General features: G+C 63.2%; 15 protein-coding genes. 1 reads left to right on the forward strand and 14 read right to left on the reverse strand.

From position 1 onward, the window contains the following. Positions 1-40: 40 nt before the first annotated feature. Both BLS61_RS06475 and BLS61_RS06480 read right to left on the reverse strand, forming a co-directional pair. On the reverse strand, positions 41-718 hold the full coding sequence (locus tag BLS61_RS06475; RefSeq protein WP_013715478.1) for a NuoB/complex I 20 kDa subunit family protein: 678 nt from the start codon (positions 716-718) through the stop codon (positions 41-43). A gap of 10 nt (positions 719-728) precedes the next feature. Beyond that, positions 729-1,142: an NADH-quinone oxidoreductase subunit A gene (locus BLS61_RS06480; protein WP_090428994.1), complete on the reverse strand. Its 414-nt coding sequence runs from the start codon at positions 1,140-1,142 to the stop codon at positions 729-731. Between the two features lie 581 nt (positions 1,143-1,723). Here BLS61_RS06480 and BLS61_RS06485 point away from each other — a divergent pair. Further along, the gene (locus BLS61_RS06485; protein WP_244157916.1) at positions 1,724-3,061 is read left to right on the forward strand and encodes a pectinacetylesterase family protein; all 1,338 of its coding nucleotides are present in this window, start codon (positions 1,724-1,726) and stop codon (positions 3,059-3,061) included. Positions 3,062-3,158: 97 nt separating this feature from the next. On the opposite strand, the gene BLS61_RS06490 is transcribed toward BLS61_RS06485, so the two are convergent. From BLS61_RS06490 to BLS61_RS06545, 12 genes are all read right to left on the reverse strand, one after another. Continuing rightward, positions 3,159-3,815, reverse strand: coding sequence for a hypothetical protein (locus BLS61_RS06490; protein ID WP_090428996.1), 657 nt, complete (start codon positions 3,813-3,815; stop codon positions 3,159-3,161). Between the two features lie 121 nt (positions 3,816-3,936). After that, on the reverse strand, positions 3,937-5,952 hold the full coding sequence (locus tag BLS61_RS06495) for a PhoX family protein (RefSeq protein ID WP_090428999.1): 2,016 nt from the start codon (positions 5,950-5,952) through the stop codon (positions 3,937-3,939). A gap of 277 nt (positions 5,953-6,229) precedes the next feature. Beyond that, complete coding sequence (locus BLS61_RS06500; protein ID WP_090429001.1) at positions 6,230-7,825, reverse strand: isocitrate lyase; 1,596 nt, start codon at positions 7,823-7,825, stop codon at positions 6,230-6,232. A gap of 561 nt (positions 7,826-8,386) precedes the next feature. Further along, a complete protein-coding gene (locus BLS61_RS06505) occupies positions 8,387-9,196 on the reverse strand; it encodes a secretin N-terminal domain-containing protein (protein WP_090429005.1) in 810 nt (269 codons plus the stop codon). Beyond that, positions 9,193-9,834: a DUF7931 domain-containing protein gene (locus BLS61_RS06510; RefSeq protein WP_090429007.1), complete on the reverse strand. Its 642-nt coding sequence runs from the start codon at positions 9,832-9,834 to the stop codon at positions 9,193-9,195. Before BLS61_RS06510 ends, BLS61_RS06505 begins: the two co-directional genes overlap by 4 nt. Positions 9,835-9,842: 8 nt before the next feature. Next, a complete protein-coding gene (locus BLS61_RS06515) occupies positions 9,843-10,268 on the reverse strand; it encodes a GNAT family N-acetyltransferase (RefSeq protein ID WP_003240666.1) in 426 nt (141 codons plus the stop codon). Continuing rightward, entirely contained in the window at positions 10,261-11,427 is a 1,167-nt protein-coding gene (locus BLS61_RS06520; protein ID WP_090429010.1) for a ribosomal protein uL16 3-hydroxylase, read from the reverse strand. The genes BLS61_RS06515 and BLS61_RS06520 overlap by 8 nt, the downstream gene beginning before the upstream one ends. Positions 11,428-11,648: 221 nt before the next feature. After that, a complete protein-coding gene (gene purB / locus BLS61_RS06525; RefSeq protein WP_090429013.1) occupies positions 11,649-13,019 on the reverse strand; it encodes an adenylosuccinate lyase in 1,371 nt (456 codons plus the stop codon). A gap of 148 nt (positions 13,020-13,167) precedes the next feature. Continuing rightward, a complete protein-coding gene (locus tag BLS61_RS06530) occupies positions 13,168-14,031 on the reverse strand; it encodes a DMT family transporter (RefSeq protein ID WP_090429016.1) in 864 nt (287 codons plus the stop codon). Positions 14,032-14,033: 2 nt separating this feature from the next. After that, on the reverse strand, positions 14,034-14,654 hold the full coding sequence (gene hflD / locus BLS61_RS06535; RefSeq protein WP_090429021.1) for a high frequency lysogenization protein HflD: 621 nt from the start codon (positions 14,652-14,654) through the stop codon (positions 14,034-14,036). Continuing rightward, a complete protein-coding gene (gene mnmA, locus BLS61_RS06540; protein WP_090429024.1) occupies positions 14,651-15,763 on the reverse strand; it encodes a tRNA 2-thiouridine(34) synthase MnmA in 1,113 nt (370 codons plus the stop codon). Before mnmA ends, hflD begins: the two co-directional genes overlap by 4 nt. A gap of 137 nt (positions 15,764-15,900) precedes the next feature. Continuing rightward, positions 15,901-16,341, reverse strand: coding sequence for an NUDIX hydrolase (locus tag BLS61_RS06545; protein ID WP_090429027.1), 441 nt, complete (start codon positions 16,339-16,341; stop codon positions 15,901-15,903). Positions 16,342-16,387: the final 46 nt, after the last annotated feature.

The following is a 16,387-nucleotide window of genomic DNA, read 5'->3' on the forward strand; positions in this document are numbered from 1 at the left end:
GTAGAAAGTGGGCATGACGCTTGCGCAGGCAAGCATCGGCTCAGACTTCGTCGGGGCTACGCAGGTTGGTAACGGCGATTCGCTGCTCGCGTCGCTGCTCCTTCTGCGAAGGCATTTCGGCACGGTAGATGCCTTGATCGCCAACGACCCAGGAGAGCGGGCGGCGCTCCTGGCCGATGGATTCCTGCAGCAGCATCAGGCCTTGCAGGAACGCCTCCGGACGGGGCGGGCAGCCGGGAATGTAGACGTCCACGGGGAGGAACTTGTCCACGCCCTGAACGACCGAGTAGATGTCGTACATGCCGCCGGAATTGGCGCATGAACCCATGGAGATGACCCACTTGGGCTCCAGCATCTGCTCGTAGAGACGCTGGATGACCGGCGCCATCTTGATGAAGCAGGTGCCGGCGATGACCATGAAGTCGGCCTGGCGCGGTGATGCGCGAATGACTTCCGCACCGAAACGCGCCACGTCGTGCGGCGCGGTGAAGGCGGTGGTCATTTCCACATAGCAGCAGGACAGGCCGAAGTTGTATGGCCACAAGGAATTCTTGCGCCCCCAGTTGACCGCGCCGTTGAGCACGTCCGAGAGCTTGCCCATGTAGATGTTCTTGTGAACCTGATCCTCTAGCAGCGGGTCGGAGACGACCTCCCGCTGGCCGATCGGATACGCCTCGTTGGGCGCATTCGGGTCGACCCGAGTAAGTTTGTATTGCATCGCCAAAGCCTCATTGTTTCAGCTTCGCCTGCCGTTCACGGCGTCCCTGAGGTGCCCAATCGAGCGCCCCGATACGCCAAAGATAGACAAGACCTGCCAACAGAATTGCTATGAAAACTGTAGCTTCGATCAGGCCCGCCCAGCCGCTTTCGCGCACCGAGACTGCCCAAGCGAAGAGATAGAGGGCTTCAACGTCGAAGATCACGAAGAGCATCGCGACCAGATAGAACTTGGCTGACAGGCGCAGACGCGCGCTGCCGGTGGGAAGCATGCCCGACTCGAAGGGTTCGTTCTTGCTGCGTCCCCAGGCCTTGCTGCCGAGCAGGCTGGAAAGGCCGAGCATGAAGGCGATCAGCCCGCAGACACCCAGCAGGAAAACAGCGAAGGCCCAGTTCTGGGACATGGTCGATACCGCATCAGGCATGCCGGTACTCCTTGAACTTAAGGAACGGCTTTTAATTTGTTAGTGGTCAGGCGCCGCCAAGGGCGCTGACGCAAAGTGTGTACACAATACTATGTGCAAGATAACTGTAAGTAAATTTTTCGAAGAAAATTTATTCCTGCAATTGGCTCAATTCTGTCGAGCTTCTGATTGACTTGTCGCATCCATGCAATTTGCCAGCGAAGCGCATGGCAGGGCTTCTCGGAACTGTAGCCGTGCAATGCACGGTGGCAACTTCCGTACGCCATTCATCCGACCAATTTGCCGCATTTGGCGCAATTATTGGCCTCGGCAAGATGAGCATTTCATTGCCACTTTGGTGTTAAGGCCAAAGCAGCGGGACCGGGTTGAAATTCCTGCACTGCATAGATCGACATACTCAGTATCACCAAATGTTATCGACTACAGGGTGCCCTTCAGCTGATCTTGTACTAGCGTGCATGAATTGCAGTACAGCGATACCTCGCTGATCGAGCAGTGCCCACCACCCGCTGGGTCTGCGAAGTTGCCCCTGCCTGGGTATGCCGACCCTCCGTACGCATAACAACATGAGGGGTTTTGCCATGCCTGTCGTCCGCGCTCTGCCGCCTGCCCTGCCTGCCATCTTCCTGCTCGCCCTGAGTGCTCCCGCCAATGCCGAACTGGGCGATTACAGCTTCTGGCAGAGCCTGAGCAATCTGGTCTCGCCGCCCAGGGCGGATAACCCGGTGACGCCTGCGCAGCGCGTCGGGCCGTACCCGCTGCTGGCCAACCCGGCGGGATTCAACAGCGGCTTCGATCCCGGCAACTACTACGGCTGGCAAACCATCCGGATGGCGCCGCAGACCGGCGCGGTATGCGGCAATGGCTCGCCTTACAAATTCTTCATCAATCGCGTGCCGAACACGCGCAACACCATCGTGTACCTGGAGGGTGGCGGTGCCTGCTGGGACTACGCCAGCTGCAGCGGGCAGAGCGGCATTCGCGGCGCGCGCAACCCCAATGGCATCGCCGACGACTACATGTCGCTGCTCAACCCCGGCGCCAGTCTGGTGAGCCCCTTCGTCGTGCGCCTGCACCCCTGGACCAGAGTGAAGACGCAGAACTGGAACATGGTCTACGTGCCCTACTGCACGGGTGACATCTACTCCGGCGACAAGGTGGCGGTGTATGAGGACCCGCAAGGCCAGCAACCGCCGCTGGTGTGGCATCACAACGGCTTGCGCAACATGCGCGCGGTGGTAGGTTGGCTGAAGGACAACCTGCCGCGACCGACCCAGATGCTCGCTACCGGATGCAGTGCAGGCGGTGCAGGGAGTCTGACCAATTACGCCAACCTGCGTCAGGACATCGCTCCGGACCGGGGTTACCTGATCAATGACTCTGGGCCGGTCTACACCGCGCTGGCCGGCGACAACCAGGCGTACCCTTCCTATCCGTTGCAGACCCTCATTCGTCAGGCCTGGGGCCTGGACGCCGCGCACGGGCCGTTGCAGTACCTGCAGGCCCGCTTGCCCGGTTTCAACCGCAACGACCTGGGCAGCCTGTATCCGGCACTCTCGAGTAACCTGCCGGGCGATCGCATGGGGCACACGCACTTCTGGCAAGACCTGAACTATTCCTCCTATTCGTACGAACGCTTCTACCCGGAGATCGTCAATGCACCGAATCAGGCTGCCCGGGAGGCGCTGATCAAGCAGCGCTGGGCCACGGACACCACGCGCCTGCGCAGCCAGCTGGCCAGCCTGGGCAATGTCGGGGGGTATTTCCCGCAGTTTCGCAACGTCAACGAAAGCCCACTGCACCAGCATCATCGAGTTCGCCAACTCGGATATTCAGGAGCGCAACCTGCAACTGGATCATTTCGTGAGCAGTGTTCTCGATGGCAGCGGGCAAGTACTCGAAGCCTCGGAAAGCAGTGACGTGGCCGATCGCAACAAGCCGTTCAACTTGCTGTATTACCTGCTCGATCAGCTGCTGTGAGTGCAGGCGCTGCAGCGGCCGGTTTCGCTGCAGCGCTCAGCTGTCCGGGGCCTGCCGATAGCTGCGCTCGCGTGCTTCCTGCAGGCGTTGCCGCAGGTACTGGTCGCGCGTGAGTCCGTCGGGGATGTTCTGCAGGGCGAGAACTTCGTCGACGATGCGTCTTTCCTCTGCCTTGTAGCGTTCGAAGTCGGCATCGGATCGTTGCGCCAGCCTGGCTTCGCGTTCGGCGCTGATGGCCCGGTAGCGCTCGACTAGCGCTTCGGCGCGTCTCTTTTGTTCGCTCTCGTCTTGGCTGACAGCCCGGATCAGGGCTATCTGCAGCAGCAGGGCTTCGCTCAGTGCCACCTCGCCTCGGCGCTCCAGTGCATCGATGCCTTCGCTGAGCTCGCGCGCCTCGGTCTCGCGACTGCCGCTGTCGAGTTCTGCGGCGTGCTCGATGAAGCCTCGGTAGCGTCGATGGAAATCCAGGCGTCGTTGCTGTTGCTCGACTTCGGGTCTGGCCAGCAGTTGCAGCCGTTCGGGGTTGAGCTCGGTTGAGATAGGCGGGGCGTCGGCTGGCGCTGCTACAGGCGCCGGTCTCGGTTCGGGCCTGGGTACGACGGGCTCGTCACTGGGGGGGCGCTGCCAGTACCAGGCGAGCGTCACGCTGCCGATCAGAATGCAGCTGCCGAGCAGCAGGGTGGAGCGGGGCATGGGCAGTCCTTGCGCGAGTCGATTGCTTCCAGCTTAGAAGCTGCGCCCGTGCCCTGCCTGTCCATGCATCGAATAGGTGCCTGCACCCTCTCGTCAGGACGAGAAGGTGCAGGCGTGTGGATCAGAACAGCGGTTTGCCGTCCTCGCGGGTGACGATCACGGTAGCCGAACGCGGGCGGCGGCCGGGGCCGTCCGGCCAGGTGCTGCGAAAATCGGTCGGGGTCGAGCCTTCTCCCGGGTGCTGGATGTTGACGAACAGCGTGCGGAAGTCCGGCGTGGCGGTAATGCCGGTGACCTCGCAGCCCACGGGGCCAACCAGGAAGCGCTTGACCTCGCCGGTGCTCGGTTCGGCCACCAGCATCTGGTTGTTGCCGAACGGGCCGCTGGCCAGTTGGCTGCCGCTCATGTCGGTCTGGATCCACAGACGGCCTTCATCGTCGAACCACAGGCCATCCGGGCTGGCCAGACGGTTGTCGGCGGTCAGGGGTTTGCCGTTGGGGTCGAGGCTGTCGCTTTCCGGGCCGGCCAGCAGGAACAGGCTCCAGACGAACTCGCGGCCGGCATAGTCGCGGCTCTGCTCGCGCCAGCGGATGATGTGACCGTAGGCATTGGCCGGGCGCGGGTTGGCCGCGTCGGCGACGGTGCGCGAGCTGTTGTTGGTGAGGGTGAAGTAGACGTCGCCGTTGTTCGGGTTCACCGCGCCCCATTCCGGGCGATCCATCTTGGTGGCGCCAACGATGTCGGCAGCCAGGCGGGTGTTGATCAGCACCTCGCCCTGGTCGGCGAAGCTCACCCCGGCAGCCTTGCAGGCGGCCTGGAAGGCCTTGTCCTTGATGTCCAGGGCCAGCCACTCGCCCTTGCCGTCGGCCCTGAAGCGCGCCACGTAGAGGGTGCCTTCGTCGAGCAGGCTGCCATTGCTGCGGCCCGGTACGTACTTGCCGCGGCTGACGAACTTGTAGATGTACTCGTTCTGCGAGTCGTCGCCGGAATAGCAGACCACCGGACGGCCGGCCTTGACCGGGGCGAACACCAGGCCCTCGTGGGCGAAGCGACCCAGTGCGGTGCGCTTGACCGGGGTGGATTCCGGCGCGAAGGGATCGATCTCGACGATCCAGCCGAAGTGGTTCGGCTCGTTGCGGTAGTCGCCGGTGGCGTCGGCGGCCAGGCGGGTGGCGTTGAAGCGCTGGAATTCGTCGCCGGCCGGGTGATCCCAGCCGTAGCGGCTGGCGCTGCCGACGCCGTAGCGGGTCATTTCACGCGGGCGTTCGGCATCGCCACTGGCGAAGTAGCCGGCCCAGTTTTCCTCGCAGGTGAGGTAGGTGCCCCAGGGCGTGAAGCCATTGGCGCAGTTGTTCAGGGTGCCGCGGGTGGCGGTGCCGTCGGGGCTGTAGCGAGTGCGCAGCAGGGCGTGGCCGCGTGCCGGGCCGCTGATCTGCATCGGCGTGGCGCCGGTGATGCGGCGATTGCGCGCGCTGGGCAGCACTTCCCACTGGCCACGTACGCGGCGTACTTCCACCACGGAAACGCCGTGGGCATTGATTTCCTTGCGCACTTCATCGACGTTGCTGCGCCTGCCGTTTACCAGCGTGGGGCCGTTGGGGTGCAGCAGCGGCGCGTCGATGTACTCGTGGTTGAGTACCAGCAGGCCGTGGTCGCTCTTGTTGCCGCCACCGCGCTGGCCGTCGATGGGGAAGAAGTGCATGCCGTCATGGTGCATGCCGATCTGGTCGGCCTGGTCGGCGGCGCTGTTGCCGGCGTTCTCCAGGAAGGCCGGGAAGCTGCCGCGAATCGGCGTGCCCCAGGGGATGAAGGTGGTGGCCTTGTAGCCGGCCGGTACGGTGATGGTATCGGCGCGGGTCACCGCCACCGGGTTGAACGGCAGACGTTTGCTGCGCTTCTTCAGGCGTTCGAGCAGATCCTTGAGCTGATCCTTGAGCGGGTTGCCGGCGGCTTCGGCGGTGCCGGGCATGGCTACGCCGAGAAAACCCATGACACCCAGTGCAGCGCCACCGGCGACCACCTGGCGACGGCTCAGGCCGGCCTCGATCAGGTCGTTGATATGGGGGTTGCTGGAGGTGTTGCTGAGCGGCTCATCGCCATTGCCGAATAGCACGTCTTGCTCGTGTTCATTGCGCATGGGGGGCTCCTGGTTAGGCTGATCGACGGAGCCATGACGCTAACCAAGGAAAACGACGGAATAATGACATCGTCTGTGCGCTGTTGCACAAAACTGCAAGGTTGGACTTTGCGTTGCTTGTGCTGTGCGCTTTGAAACCGCTGCAAACAGCTGGTGCGCATGGCGCACCCTACAAGAGCTGTGCCGAAGATGGGGATGAAAAAAAGCCCCGGCAGAGCCGGGGCGGATTAGGCAAATTGCTGCTGCGGATGCGTGGTCCGCAGCAGGGGAACCGTTCTTAGTGGAACTGGTTCATGGTGTTGTCTTTGCCGCTTGCCTTCAGAGCAGCTTCGCCAGCGAAGTACTCCTTGTGGTTGTCGCCGATGTCGGAGCCAGCCATGTTCTGGTGCTTGACGCAGGCGATGCCCTGACGGATTTCCTGACGCTGCACGCCCTTCACGTAGGCCAGCATGCCCTGGTCGGCGAAGTAGCCCTTGGCCAGGTTGTCGGTGGACAGGGCCGCGGTGTGGTAGGTCGGCAGGGTGATCAGGTGGTGGAAGATGCCGGCGTGGGCCGAACCGTCGCGCTGGAAGGTGCGGATCTTCTCGTCGGCCAGCTTGGCCAGTTCGGTCTCGTCGTACTCCACGCTCATCAGCTTGGCGCGATCGTAGGCGGACACGTCCTTGCCTTCGGCAACCATGGCGTCGAACACCTGCTGACGGAAGTTCAGGGTCCAGTTGAAGGACGGGCTGTTGTTGTAGACCAGCTTGGCGTTCGGGATGACTTCGCGGATGCGGTCAACCATGCCCTTGATCTGGCCAACGTGCGGCTTCTCGGTCTCGATCCACAGCAGGTCGGCGCCGTTCTGCAGGCTGGTGATGCAGTCCAGTACGCAGCGGTCTTCACCGGTGCCAGCGCGGAACTGGAACAGGTTGGACGGCAGGCGCTTCGGACGCAGCAGTTTGCCTTCGCGCTTGATCACGACGTCGCCGTTGCCCAGCTCGGCTTCGGAGATTTCTTCGCAATCGAGGAAGCTGTTGTACAGGTCGCCCAGGTCGCCCGGCTTGTTGGTGACGGCGATCTGCTTGGTCAGGCCGGCGCCCAGGGAGTCGGTACGTGCGACGATCACGCCGTTGTCGATGCCCAGCTCGAGGAAGGCGTAGCGAACGGCAGCGATCTTGGCGAGGAAGTCGGCGTGCGGAACGGTCACTTTACCGTCCTGGTGGCCGCACTGCTTCTCGTCGGAAACCTGGTTCTCGATCTGGATGCAGCAGGCACCGGCTTCGATCATGCGCTTGGCCAGCAGGTAGGTGGCTTCCGGGTTACCGAAGCCGGCGTCGATGTCGGCGATGATCGGGACGATGTGGGTCTCGAAATTGTCGATCTGGTTCTGGATCTCGGCAGCCTTGGCCTGGTCGCCGGCTTCGCGAGCAGCGTCCAGTGCGGTGAACAGCAGGTCCAGCTCGCGGCTGTCGGCCTGACGCAGGAAGGTGTACAGCTCTTCGATCAGGTCGGAGACGGCGGTCTTCTCGTGCATGGACTGGTCCGGCAGCGGGCCGAAGTCGGAGCGCAGGGCGGCAACCATCCAGCCGGACAGGTACAGGTACTTCTTGTTGGTGGTCTTCAGGTGCTTCTTGATCGAGATCAGCTTCTGCTGACCGATGAAGCCGTGCCAGCAGCCCAGGGACTGGGTGTAGAGGGAGGAGTCTGCGTCGTACTCTTCCATGTCCTTGCGCATGATGTCAGCGGTGTACTGAGCGATTTCCAGACCGGTCTTGAAGCGGTTCTGAGCGCGCATACGGGCGACGGACTCGGGGTTGATAGCGCTCCAGCTGCTGCCGAACTTCTCTTTCAGAGCGGCTACAGCCTTGATGTCGTTTTGATATGCGGACATGGTCAATCCTTCAAAAAATGTGTTGGTTGAGCACCGACTACCCTCGCAATGCGTGCACGGATGCAGCGGCTGCGGGAGGCTTCCACTTTGACGGCGAGAAGACGGCTGGGGCGAGGATTGACCGCGAGGAGGGGGGATGTGGCGAACAGCTCGATAAGGTCGCTTGGGCCGGTCGGCTCGTGGAAACCTTGGGCACCTGCTGCATCTTTCGATCTGTCTGACGCTAAACGCTTCCCCGTCCCTCAGGACAACTTCGTTCCAGTCGCAACCTCGTCGTACGGCCTTGTGGGCTGTTGGGACACGGACCGTTACGAAGTACTTCGTGAACGATCTGGAGATCCTTTTCAGGACCCCTGGCTAGCGGGAGCGAGGCCATCATGCCTCTCGAGAAATGCTTCGTCAAACGTTTTGTAGTGGTTTTTTCAGACTACTACATATTCAGGAGACGACTGGCTGGTCACGCATGGCAGCCCATGAGGCGGGCGTTTCAGCGGTTTTGCGGGTTGCGCGTGTTGTCCATCGTTCTTGTGAGGAAAATGCATTCGACTTTGGTCGGTGGCGTCAGTCGAGCGCCTCGACCTTGATCCGCAGCGACATGTCTTCACGGCCCTGAGTGGTGTGTCTGCGCAGCACGTCGCGGCCGCTGGAGCTGGTGTCCTCGCTGACTCCGCCAAGGGTGATCCATTCGCCGAGTCGGCCGCTGACGCGGGTGTCGGTGCTCTGCACGTCGATCACATCTGGGCGGTTGCTGTTGACGCGATCACGCTGACTGCTGATGGCCACATGCACCAGTTCGCCGGAGAGGCTGGCCGTTACGTAGAAACCACGGGTGACGTCGCGGTACTGGGTGTCCTGATAGATCCGCCCGTAGGGGCCGGTGCTGGTGGTGGTCAGCGGTACGCTCTGGCCGACCTGGATCAGCGCCGGATAACCTTCGGTGGCCTGTACCTGCTGGGTCCCGCCGCCACGACTGTCAGTGCTGCGGCGGATGATGCGCACCTGGTCGCGCCCGTTGACTTCGCCTCGGCCGACCTGCACCTCGGCATTGCCGGCGCTGAGCGTGCCGTCGACCCGATAGCTGCGGTCGTTCTGGTAGCTGCTGTCGGCGCTTTCGACCGTGATCAGCAGGCGGCGAGGGCGGGTGTCGAGCTGCTGCAGGAGCACGCGAATCTCGCCGATCTTGGCGGGTGAGGCATTGACGATCAGCTGGTTGCCGTAGGCGCTGACCTTGCCCTCGTTGCCGAGCATCGACTGCACCACGCCAAGTACATCGTCGGCGGTGCGGTAGTTCAGCGGAATCACCTCGGTAGCCGCGTGCAGCGGCAGGCACAGGCCAAGAAGCAGGGCGGCGAACAGCGTGCGCAGGGTCATAGCAGAAAGCTCCGCAGATCGGGGTCGGTGATGCTGGTGTCCCAGGCCTGGTCGAACTGGGCCTGGCGCTGACGAACGCGCGCCGGGTCGTTGTACAGGGTATAGCCGGACTGCTGGTCGAGCTCCGGGCGTAACAGCAGCCCGCGGTCGTCGGCAATCAGGTAGGCCAGTTCCTCGCTGGCATGGTCCGGGTTGAGTTTGCGGATATGCAGGTTCGATGACAACCGACGGGACAGGCTGAGTAGCCGATGACCTTCCTTCACGGCGCGGGTCGGGTCGCGCAGCAGGATGCGCAGGCGCGCCCGCGGGCTGCTCAGCAGAAAGCGGGTGCAGGCCTGCTGCACGCTGCTGTGGTGATAGAGCCAGGGCTCCAGGTCGTCGCTGTACAGGCACAGGCTGCGCTGGGCCTGCTGAATCAGTGCCAGCACGTGAGCGCGCGCCTCCTGCGGCTGGCTGAAGCGTTCCAGGTCCTGGTGCTGACCGAGGATGAAGGGCGCCGGCTCCCATTGCGCCGCATCCGGCGTGACGGACTGCGGGTTGTGCACGGCAAAACGCCCCGGCGACTCGAACTCGATGGCTGCCAGCTCGATGGCTTCTGGCGTATCGATCGCTTCGACCGGGGCGTCTTTTTCGTTCATCGGGGCCTCTACTGGCTGGTGCGCACCATATCCACGTGCGGTATGCCGGCGTCGAGGTACTCGTCGCTGACAATCCTGAAGCCTAGCCTTTCATAGAACGGCGTGGCGTGCACCTGAGCGGTGAGCATTTGCTGACGCAGGCCGCGCTTTTCCGCTTCGGCGATCACCGCCTGCATCAGGGTTTCGCCGACCTTCAGGCCGCGCCAGTCCTTGAGCACCGAAACGCGGCCGATGTGACCGTCCGGCAGCAGGCGTGCGGTGCCCACCGCGTAATCACCTTCTTCGGCGAGAAAGTGCACGGCGTCGGTGTCTTCGGCGTCCCACTCCAGTTCCGGCGGCACCGATTGCTCGGCGACGAACACGCTGTCGCGGATACGGCGAAGCTCGGCATTGTCCCTATGCCAGTCCGCGACGCGGACGGTGATCTCACTCATCGGCGAACCCCAGGCTGCCCTGTTTGACCAGTTCCCATAGCAGGGTACGCCCCTCGTCATCGGCCAGCCAGGCAGCGAGGTTTTCCACATGTAACGCGTCAGCGCTGCAGATCAGCTTCAGCAGCTCGCGCAGGCTGGTCGAAACCAGGCGGCTCTGGCCGCTGGCGAACAGCACCAGGTCGTCACCGACTTCCGACCAGGCCATGCGTGCGCTGGGGTTGCGGATGAGGATCGCGCCATCTTCCAGGGCACCGAGGAAATCTTCCTCCTCGATCTCGATGCCGGCGACCAGCTCCGGGTACTTGGGCTCGGTCATGAACTGGCCGAACCAGGTCATCAGCAGGCGCTCGTCGCTCATGTGCTCGTTGAGCAGGGCCTTGAGGCGCTCCAGGGCGTCGCGCTGGATCTGGTTGGGATCCTCGCTCGGCTGGATGTCGGCATCGCTGTAGCGCTCTTCGTCGGGCAGGAACTGGCCGAGGAAATCGGTGAAATGGGTCAGTACTTCGGCGGCGCTCGGCGCGCGGAAGCCCACGGAATAAGTCATGCAATCATCCTCAGCGGTGCCACAGTGGGCGAGGCATGGCGGCAGGTAGAGCATGTCGCCGGGTGCCAGCACCCATTCATCGGTTGGTTCGAATTCGGCCAGGATCTTCAGATCGGCGTGGGGGAGAAGCGGGCTGTCGGAATCGCACATCTGGCCGATCTGCCAGCGGCGATGACCGTGAGCCTGCAGCAGGAATACGTCGTAGTTGTCGAAATGCGGGCCGACGCCGCCGCCGGGCGCGGCGAAGCTGATCATCAGATCGTCGATGCGCCACTTGGGCAGGAACTTGAAGTCCTCCAGCAGCTCGGCCACTTCCGGGACGAACTGATCGACGGCCTGGACCAGCAGGGTCCAGTCGCGCTCGGGCAGGTCCTGGAAGGTGTCTTCGTTGAACGGGCCACGCTGCAGTTCCCAGGGGCGCTCGCCATGCTCGATCACCAGGCGCGACTCGACTTCCTCTTCCAGCGCCAGGCCGGCCAGTTCGTCCGGGCTGATCGGGCTTTCGAAGTCGGGAATGGCCTGGCGCACCAGCAGTGGTTTCTTCTGCCAGTAGTCGCGCAGGAATTCACGGGCTGTGAGGCCACCCAGCAATTGCAGCGGAGTATCAGGATTCATCAGTAAGCCCTTGAAATGAATAAAAACCTTAAAACAAAAACGCCCGGCTCAGCCGGGCGTCCTTGGCGGACTGTCGAAAAACGCAGGCGAGGCAGGCAAGACAAGGCAAAAGCGGCCGAAGAAGCGGAGTTTACGTGCTGTAAATGAGCATTCTGAGGCCGGTTTTAACGCAGTATTGCCAACGCAGGTAGTTTTTCGGCTGTCTGCCAGGCTGGTGTCGCTCAGATGCGTTTGGCCTGGGCCACGGCGTTACCGAGGTAGCGCGCCGGGGTCAGTTGCTTGAGCTCTTCCTTGGCGGCGACTGGCATGTCCAGGCCATCGATGAAAGTTTGCAGTGCCTCGGCGCTGATGCCCTTGCCGCGGGTCAATTCCTTGAGCTTCTCGTACGGGTTCTCGATGGCGTAGCGGCGCATCACGGTCTGGATCGGCTCGGCGAGCACTTCCCAGCAGGCATCCAGATCTTCAGCAATACGCTGAGCATTGAGCTCCAACTTGCTGATTCCCTTGAGGCTTGCCTCGTAGGCGATGACGCTATGAGCGAAGCCGACACCCAGGTTGCGCAGCACGGTGGAGTCGGTCAGGTCGCGCTGCCAGCGGGAGATCGGCAGCTTGCTGGCCAGGTGCTGAAAGATCGCGTTGGCGATGCCCAGATTGCCTTCGGAGTTCTCGAAGTCGATCGGGTTGACCTTGTGCGGCATGGTCGAGGAGCCGATCTCGCCGGCCACGGTCTTCTGCTTGAAGTAGCCGAGGGAAATGTAGCCCCAGACGTCGCGGTCGAAGTCGATCAGGATGGTGTTGAAACGGGCGATGGCGTCGAACAGCTCGGCGATGTAGTCGTGCGGCTCGATCTGGGTGGTGTAGGGGTTCCAGGTCAGGCCCAGGTCAACTTCGATGAACTGACGGGCGTTGGCTTCCCAGTCGATGCTCGGGTAGGCCGACAGGTGCGCGTTGTAGTTGCCCACGGCGCCGTTGATCTTGCCCAGCAGCGGCACGGCGGCGACCTGAGCGATCTGCCGCTCCAGGCGGTAGACGACGTTGGCCAATTCCTTGCCCAGAGTGGTCGGCGAGGCCGGCTGGCCGTGGGTGCGCGACAGCATCGGCACGTCGGCGAATTTCACCGCCAGTTCGCGAATGGCATCGGCCAGTTGCTTCATCAGCGGCAGCAGCACGGCGTCACGGCCTTCGCGCAGCATCAGGGCGTGGGACAGGTTGTTGATGTCCTCGCTGGTGCAGGCGAAGTGGATGAACTCGCTGACCTTGTCCAGTTCCGGCAGCTTGGCGGCCTGCTCCTTGAGCAGGTACTCCACGGCCTTGACGTCGTGGTTGGTGGTGCGCTCGATTTCCTTGACGCGCTCGGCGTGCTCGACGGCGAAGTTCTCGGTCAACTCGTTGAGCAGGGCGTTGGCTTCGGCGGAGAAGGGCGCGACTTCCGGGATGCCTTCGTGGGCGGCCAGGCGCTGCAGCCAGCGCACTTCGACCAGTACGCGGCTACGGATCAGGCCGTATTCGCTGAAGATGGGGCGCAGGGCGCTGGTTTTGCCGGCGTAGCGGCCGTCGACGGGGGAAACCGCGGTGAGCGAGGAAAGCTGCATGTAGGCGTTCTCGGGCTGTCGGGCTGAAAAGCCATCCTGGATCGCTGTGCATCGCGCCGGCTTCGATGAAGCGGGCTCTAGCTCAGGTGCCGGGACGACCTCTGACGAAAAGGGCGAATATCATACATGAAAACCGACGCTTGGTCGCCTATGCCCTGCGCCTGGCGACTGATAACAGACTGGCGGCAAAGATCAGCGCCGCGCCGAGCAGCGACAGGCTGTCCGGCGTCTCGCCCCAGAGCAGCCAGGCGATGATGCCGGCGAAGACGATGGCCAGGTAGGCGACCGGGCCGATCAGCCCGGGCGGCGCCAGGCCATAGGCGCGCGACATGATCACCTGGCTGGCGGTGGCCAGCAGGCCGATGCCCAGCAGCCAGCTTAGTTGCGTGGCATCGAGCGGTTGCCAGCTCCAGGTCAGCGGGATGGCGGAAAACAGTGCGCTGAACAGCGAGAAATAGAAGACGATGCGCGTCGCCGGCTCGCTGTCGCTCATCTCGCGGATGGAAACGAAGGCGAAGGCGGCCAGCAGGCTGGCCGCCAGACCGACCAGGGCTGCACCTTCGAACAGTGCGGCGCTGGGTTTGGCCACCAGCAGCACCCCGCACAGGCCGATCAGGCTGCTGATCAGCATGCGCCGGGTCAGCGGCTCCTTGAGCCAGATATGCGCGATCAGCGGGGTGAACACCGGCGCCGAGTAGGTGAACAGCATGGCGTCGGCCAGGGGCAGATGGGCGATGGCGTAGAAGAAGCAGTACATCGCCGCCAGGCCGTAGGTGGTGCGCCACAGGTGGGATTTCAGGCGGGTCGTGCGCAGCGGGCGGACGCCGCGCACGAGCAGCAGCGGCAAAAAGAACAGCACGCCGACCAGGTTGCGGAAGAACACCACCGACTCGTTGTTGACGCTGGCGGAGACCTCGCGGATGCCGACTCCGGTGAAGGCGAACAGCAGTGCCGAGAGCGCCAGCAGCAGGGCACCCTGAAGGGGTTTGACGCTGCGGCTGGCGGGCTCCATGGTCAGTTTCGCGTCATGTCGTAGAGCGCCTTGAGCAGCTTGCCGCGGCTGAAAACCAGCTGCCAGCGGTGGCCGCCGAGCTGGCGCCACAGGCGCGCCGAGCGAATGCCGGCGAGCAGCAGGGCGCGGATCTTCGCTGCGTTGTTCGGCTGCTGCAGGAAGCGCATGTCGCCGTGCACCTGGATGCGCTGGCGGAAGGTGCTGATGGTGTCCTGGTACAGGCCGCCGCAGGCGGCGATGACATTGTCGTGGACCAGGCCGAAATGCTCGACCTGTTGCTGGATCTGGTCCAGGCGGCTGCCCATGATCTGCAGCATGTCGCTGCGCTTGTCCAGCTGGCGCTCCAGGCCGATCATCGCCAGGGAGTAGCGCAGCGGCTCGCGCTGCAGGGCGGACGGGTTGCGTTCCAGCGAACTGATCAGTGCGCGATAGCCATCACGCAGGTTGAGATCGTCGCCGCCGTAGACGTCCAGCGTGGTTTGCGGATCGCGCACCAGCAGGCTGCCGAGCATGCAGCCCATCGAGGCTTCGCTGACCTGGCCGGTGCGGGCGATCTTGTCGGCCAGCACGGCGGCTTCGAATACCGCGCCGAGCGCGACCAGCTGTTCCTGCATCGGAGTCATCGGGCGTCCTCGTACCAGGCTTGCGCGGTTTCGATCACGCCGCCGCCGAGGCACACCTCACCGTCGTAGAACACCACGGACTGACCTGGGGTAACGGCGCGCTGCGGCTCGTCGAACACGGCGCGATAGCCGTTCTCGGTCTTCTCCAGGGTGCAGGCCTGGTCGCTCTGGCGGTAACGCACCTTGGCCGTGAGGCGGCGCGGCGTGCTCAGGTCCACGGGGTTGACCCAGTAGATGTCCGAGGCGAGCAGGGCGCGGGAGAACAGCCAGGGGTGTTCGTTGCCCTGACCGACGATCAGCACGTTGCGCGTCAGGTCCTTGCGCAGCACGTACCAGGGATCATCGCTGGCGTCCTTGAGACCGCCGATGCCGAGGCCCTGGCGCTGGCCGATGGTGTGGTACATCAGACCGTGATGACGGCCGATGACCTGACCTTCAGTGGTTTCGATATCACCCGGCTGCGCCGGCAGGTACTGCTTGAGAAAGTCGCTGAAGCGGCGTTCGCCAATGAAGCAGATACCGGTGGAGTCCTTCTTCTTCGCCGTGGCCAGCTCGTATTTTTCGGCAATGGCGCGTACCTGCGGTTTTTCCAGCTCGCCGACCGGGAACAGGGTCTTGGCGATCTGCTCGCCGCCGACGGCGTGCAGGAAGTAGCTCTGATCCTTGTTCGGGTCCAGGCCCTTGAGCAGTTCGGTGCGGCCGTCGATATCGCGACGGCGCACGTAGTGGCCGGTGGCGATCAGGTCGGCGCCGAGGCTCAGGGCGTAGTCGAGGAAGGCTTTGAACTTGATCTCGCGGTTGCAAAGGATGTCCGGGTTCGGCGTACGTCCGGCCTTGTATTCGGCCAGGAAGTGCTCGAACACGTTGTCCCAGTACTCGGCGGCGAAGTTGGCGGTATGCAGCTTGATGCCGATGCGGTCGCATACGGCCTGGGCGTCGGCCAGGTCGTCCATGGCGGTGCAGTACTCGGTGCCGTCGTCTTCGTCCCAGTTCTTCATGAACAGGCCTTCGACCTGATAACCCTGCTCCAGCAGCAGCAGGGCGGAAACGGACGAGTCGACGCCGCCGGACATGCCGACGATCACGCGTTGGGTGCTAGGTGCTTGCATGGGAATCTGCGAGTGAAGCCTGAAAAGTTGTCGAGTTTAACAGGTAGGGTGCGCTATGCGCACCGAGCACCTGCCACGGTGTCTGTGGTGCGCACGGCGCACCCTACGCAACGGCATATGCTCGCGATCAATCGCGCTTAGTCACGCACCAGCTCCAGAGAACCTCGGATGCCGGCCAGGTAATCATCCACGCAACGCAACACCAGCTCGCTGCGCCAGCGCTCCGGCTGGGCGGCCAGCTCGTCGCGGGTCAGCCAGGTGATGCCGCTGATGTCGCTGTCCAGCTCGCGCGCGGGGTCATGGCGCACGGGGCGGGCGCTGAAGCATACGCGCTGGTAGGTCACGCCGTTGCTCGGCGCGGTATAGAGGTAGATGCCGAGCAGGCCGGTGAGTTCGACTTCCCAGCCGGTCTCCTCGAGTGTTTCGCGTAGTGCGGCTTCGCGCAGCGATTCCTTGGCTTCCAGATGGCCGGCCGGCTGGTTGAGCACCATACGGCCAGCCTTGAATTCGTCGACGAACAGAAAACGGCCATCGTCTTCGATTACTGTGGCCACGGTGATATGGGGTTGCCAGTCCATTTCGGTGCTCCAAAAAACGATCAGCGTGCAGAATTCTGTAGGAGCG

The organism is Ectopseudomonas guguanensis, from assembly GCF_900104265.1.
In the GTDB taxonomy this organism is placed as follows: domain Bacteria; phylum Pseudomonadota; class Gammaproteobacteria; order Pseudomonadales; family Pseudomonadaceae; genus Aquipseudomonas; species Aquipseudomonas guguanensis.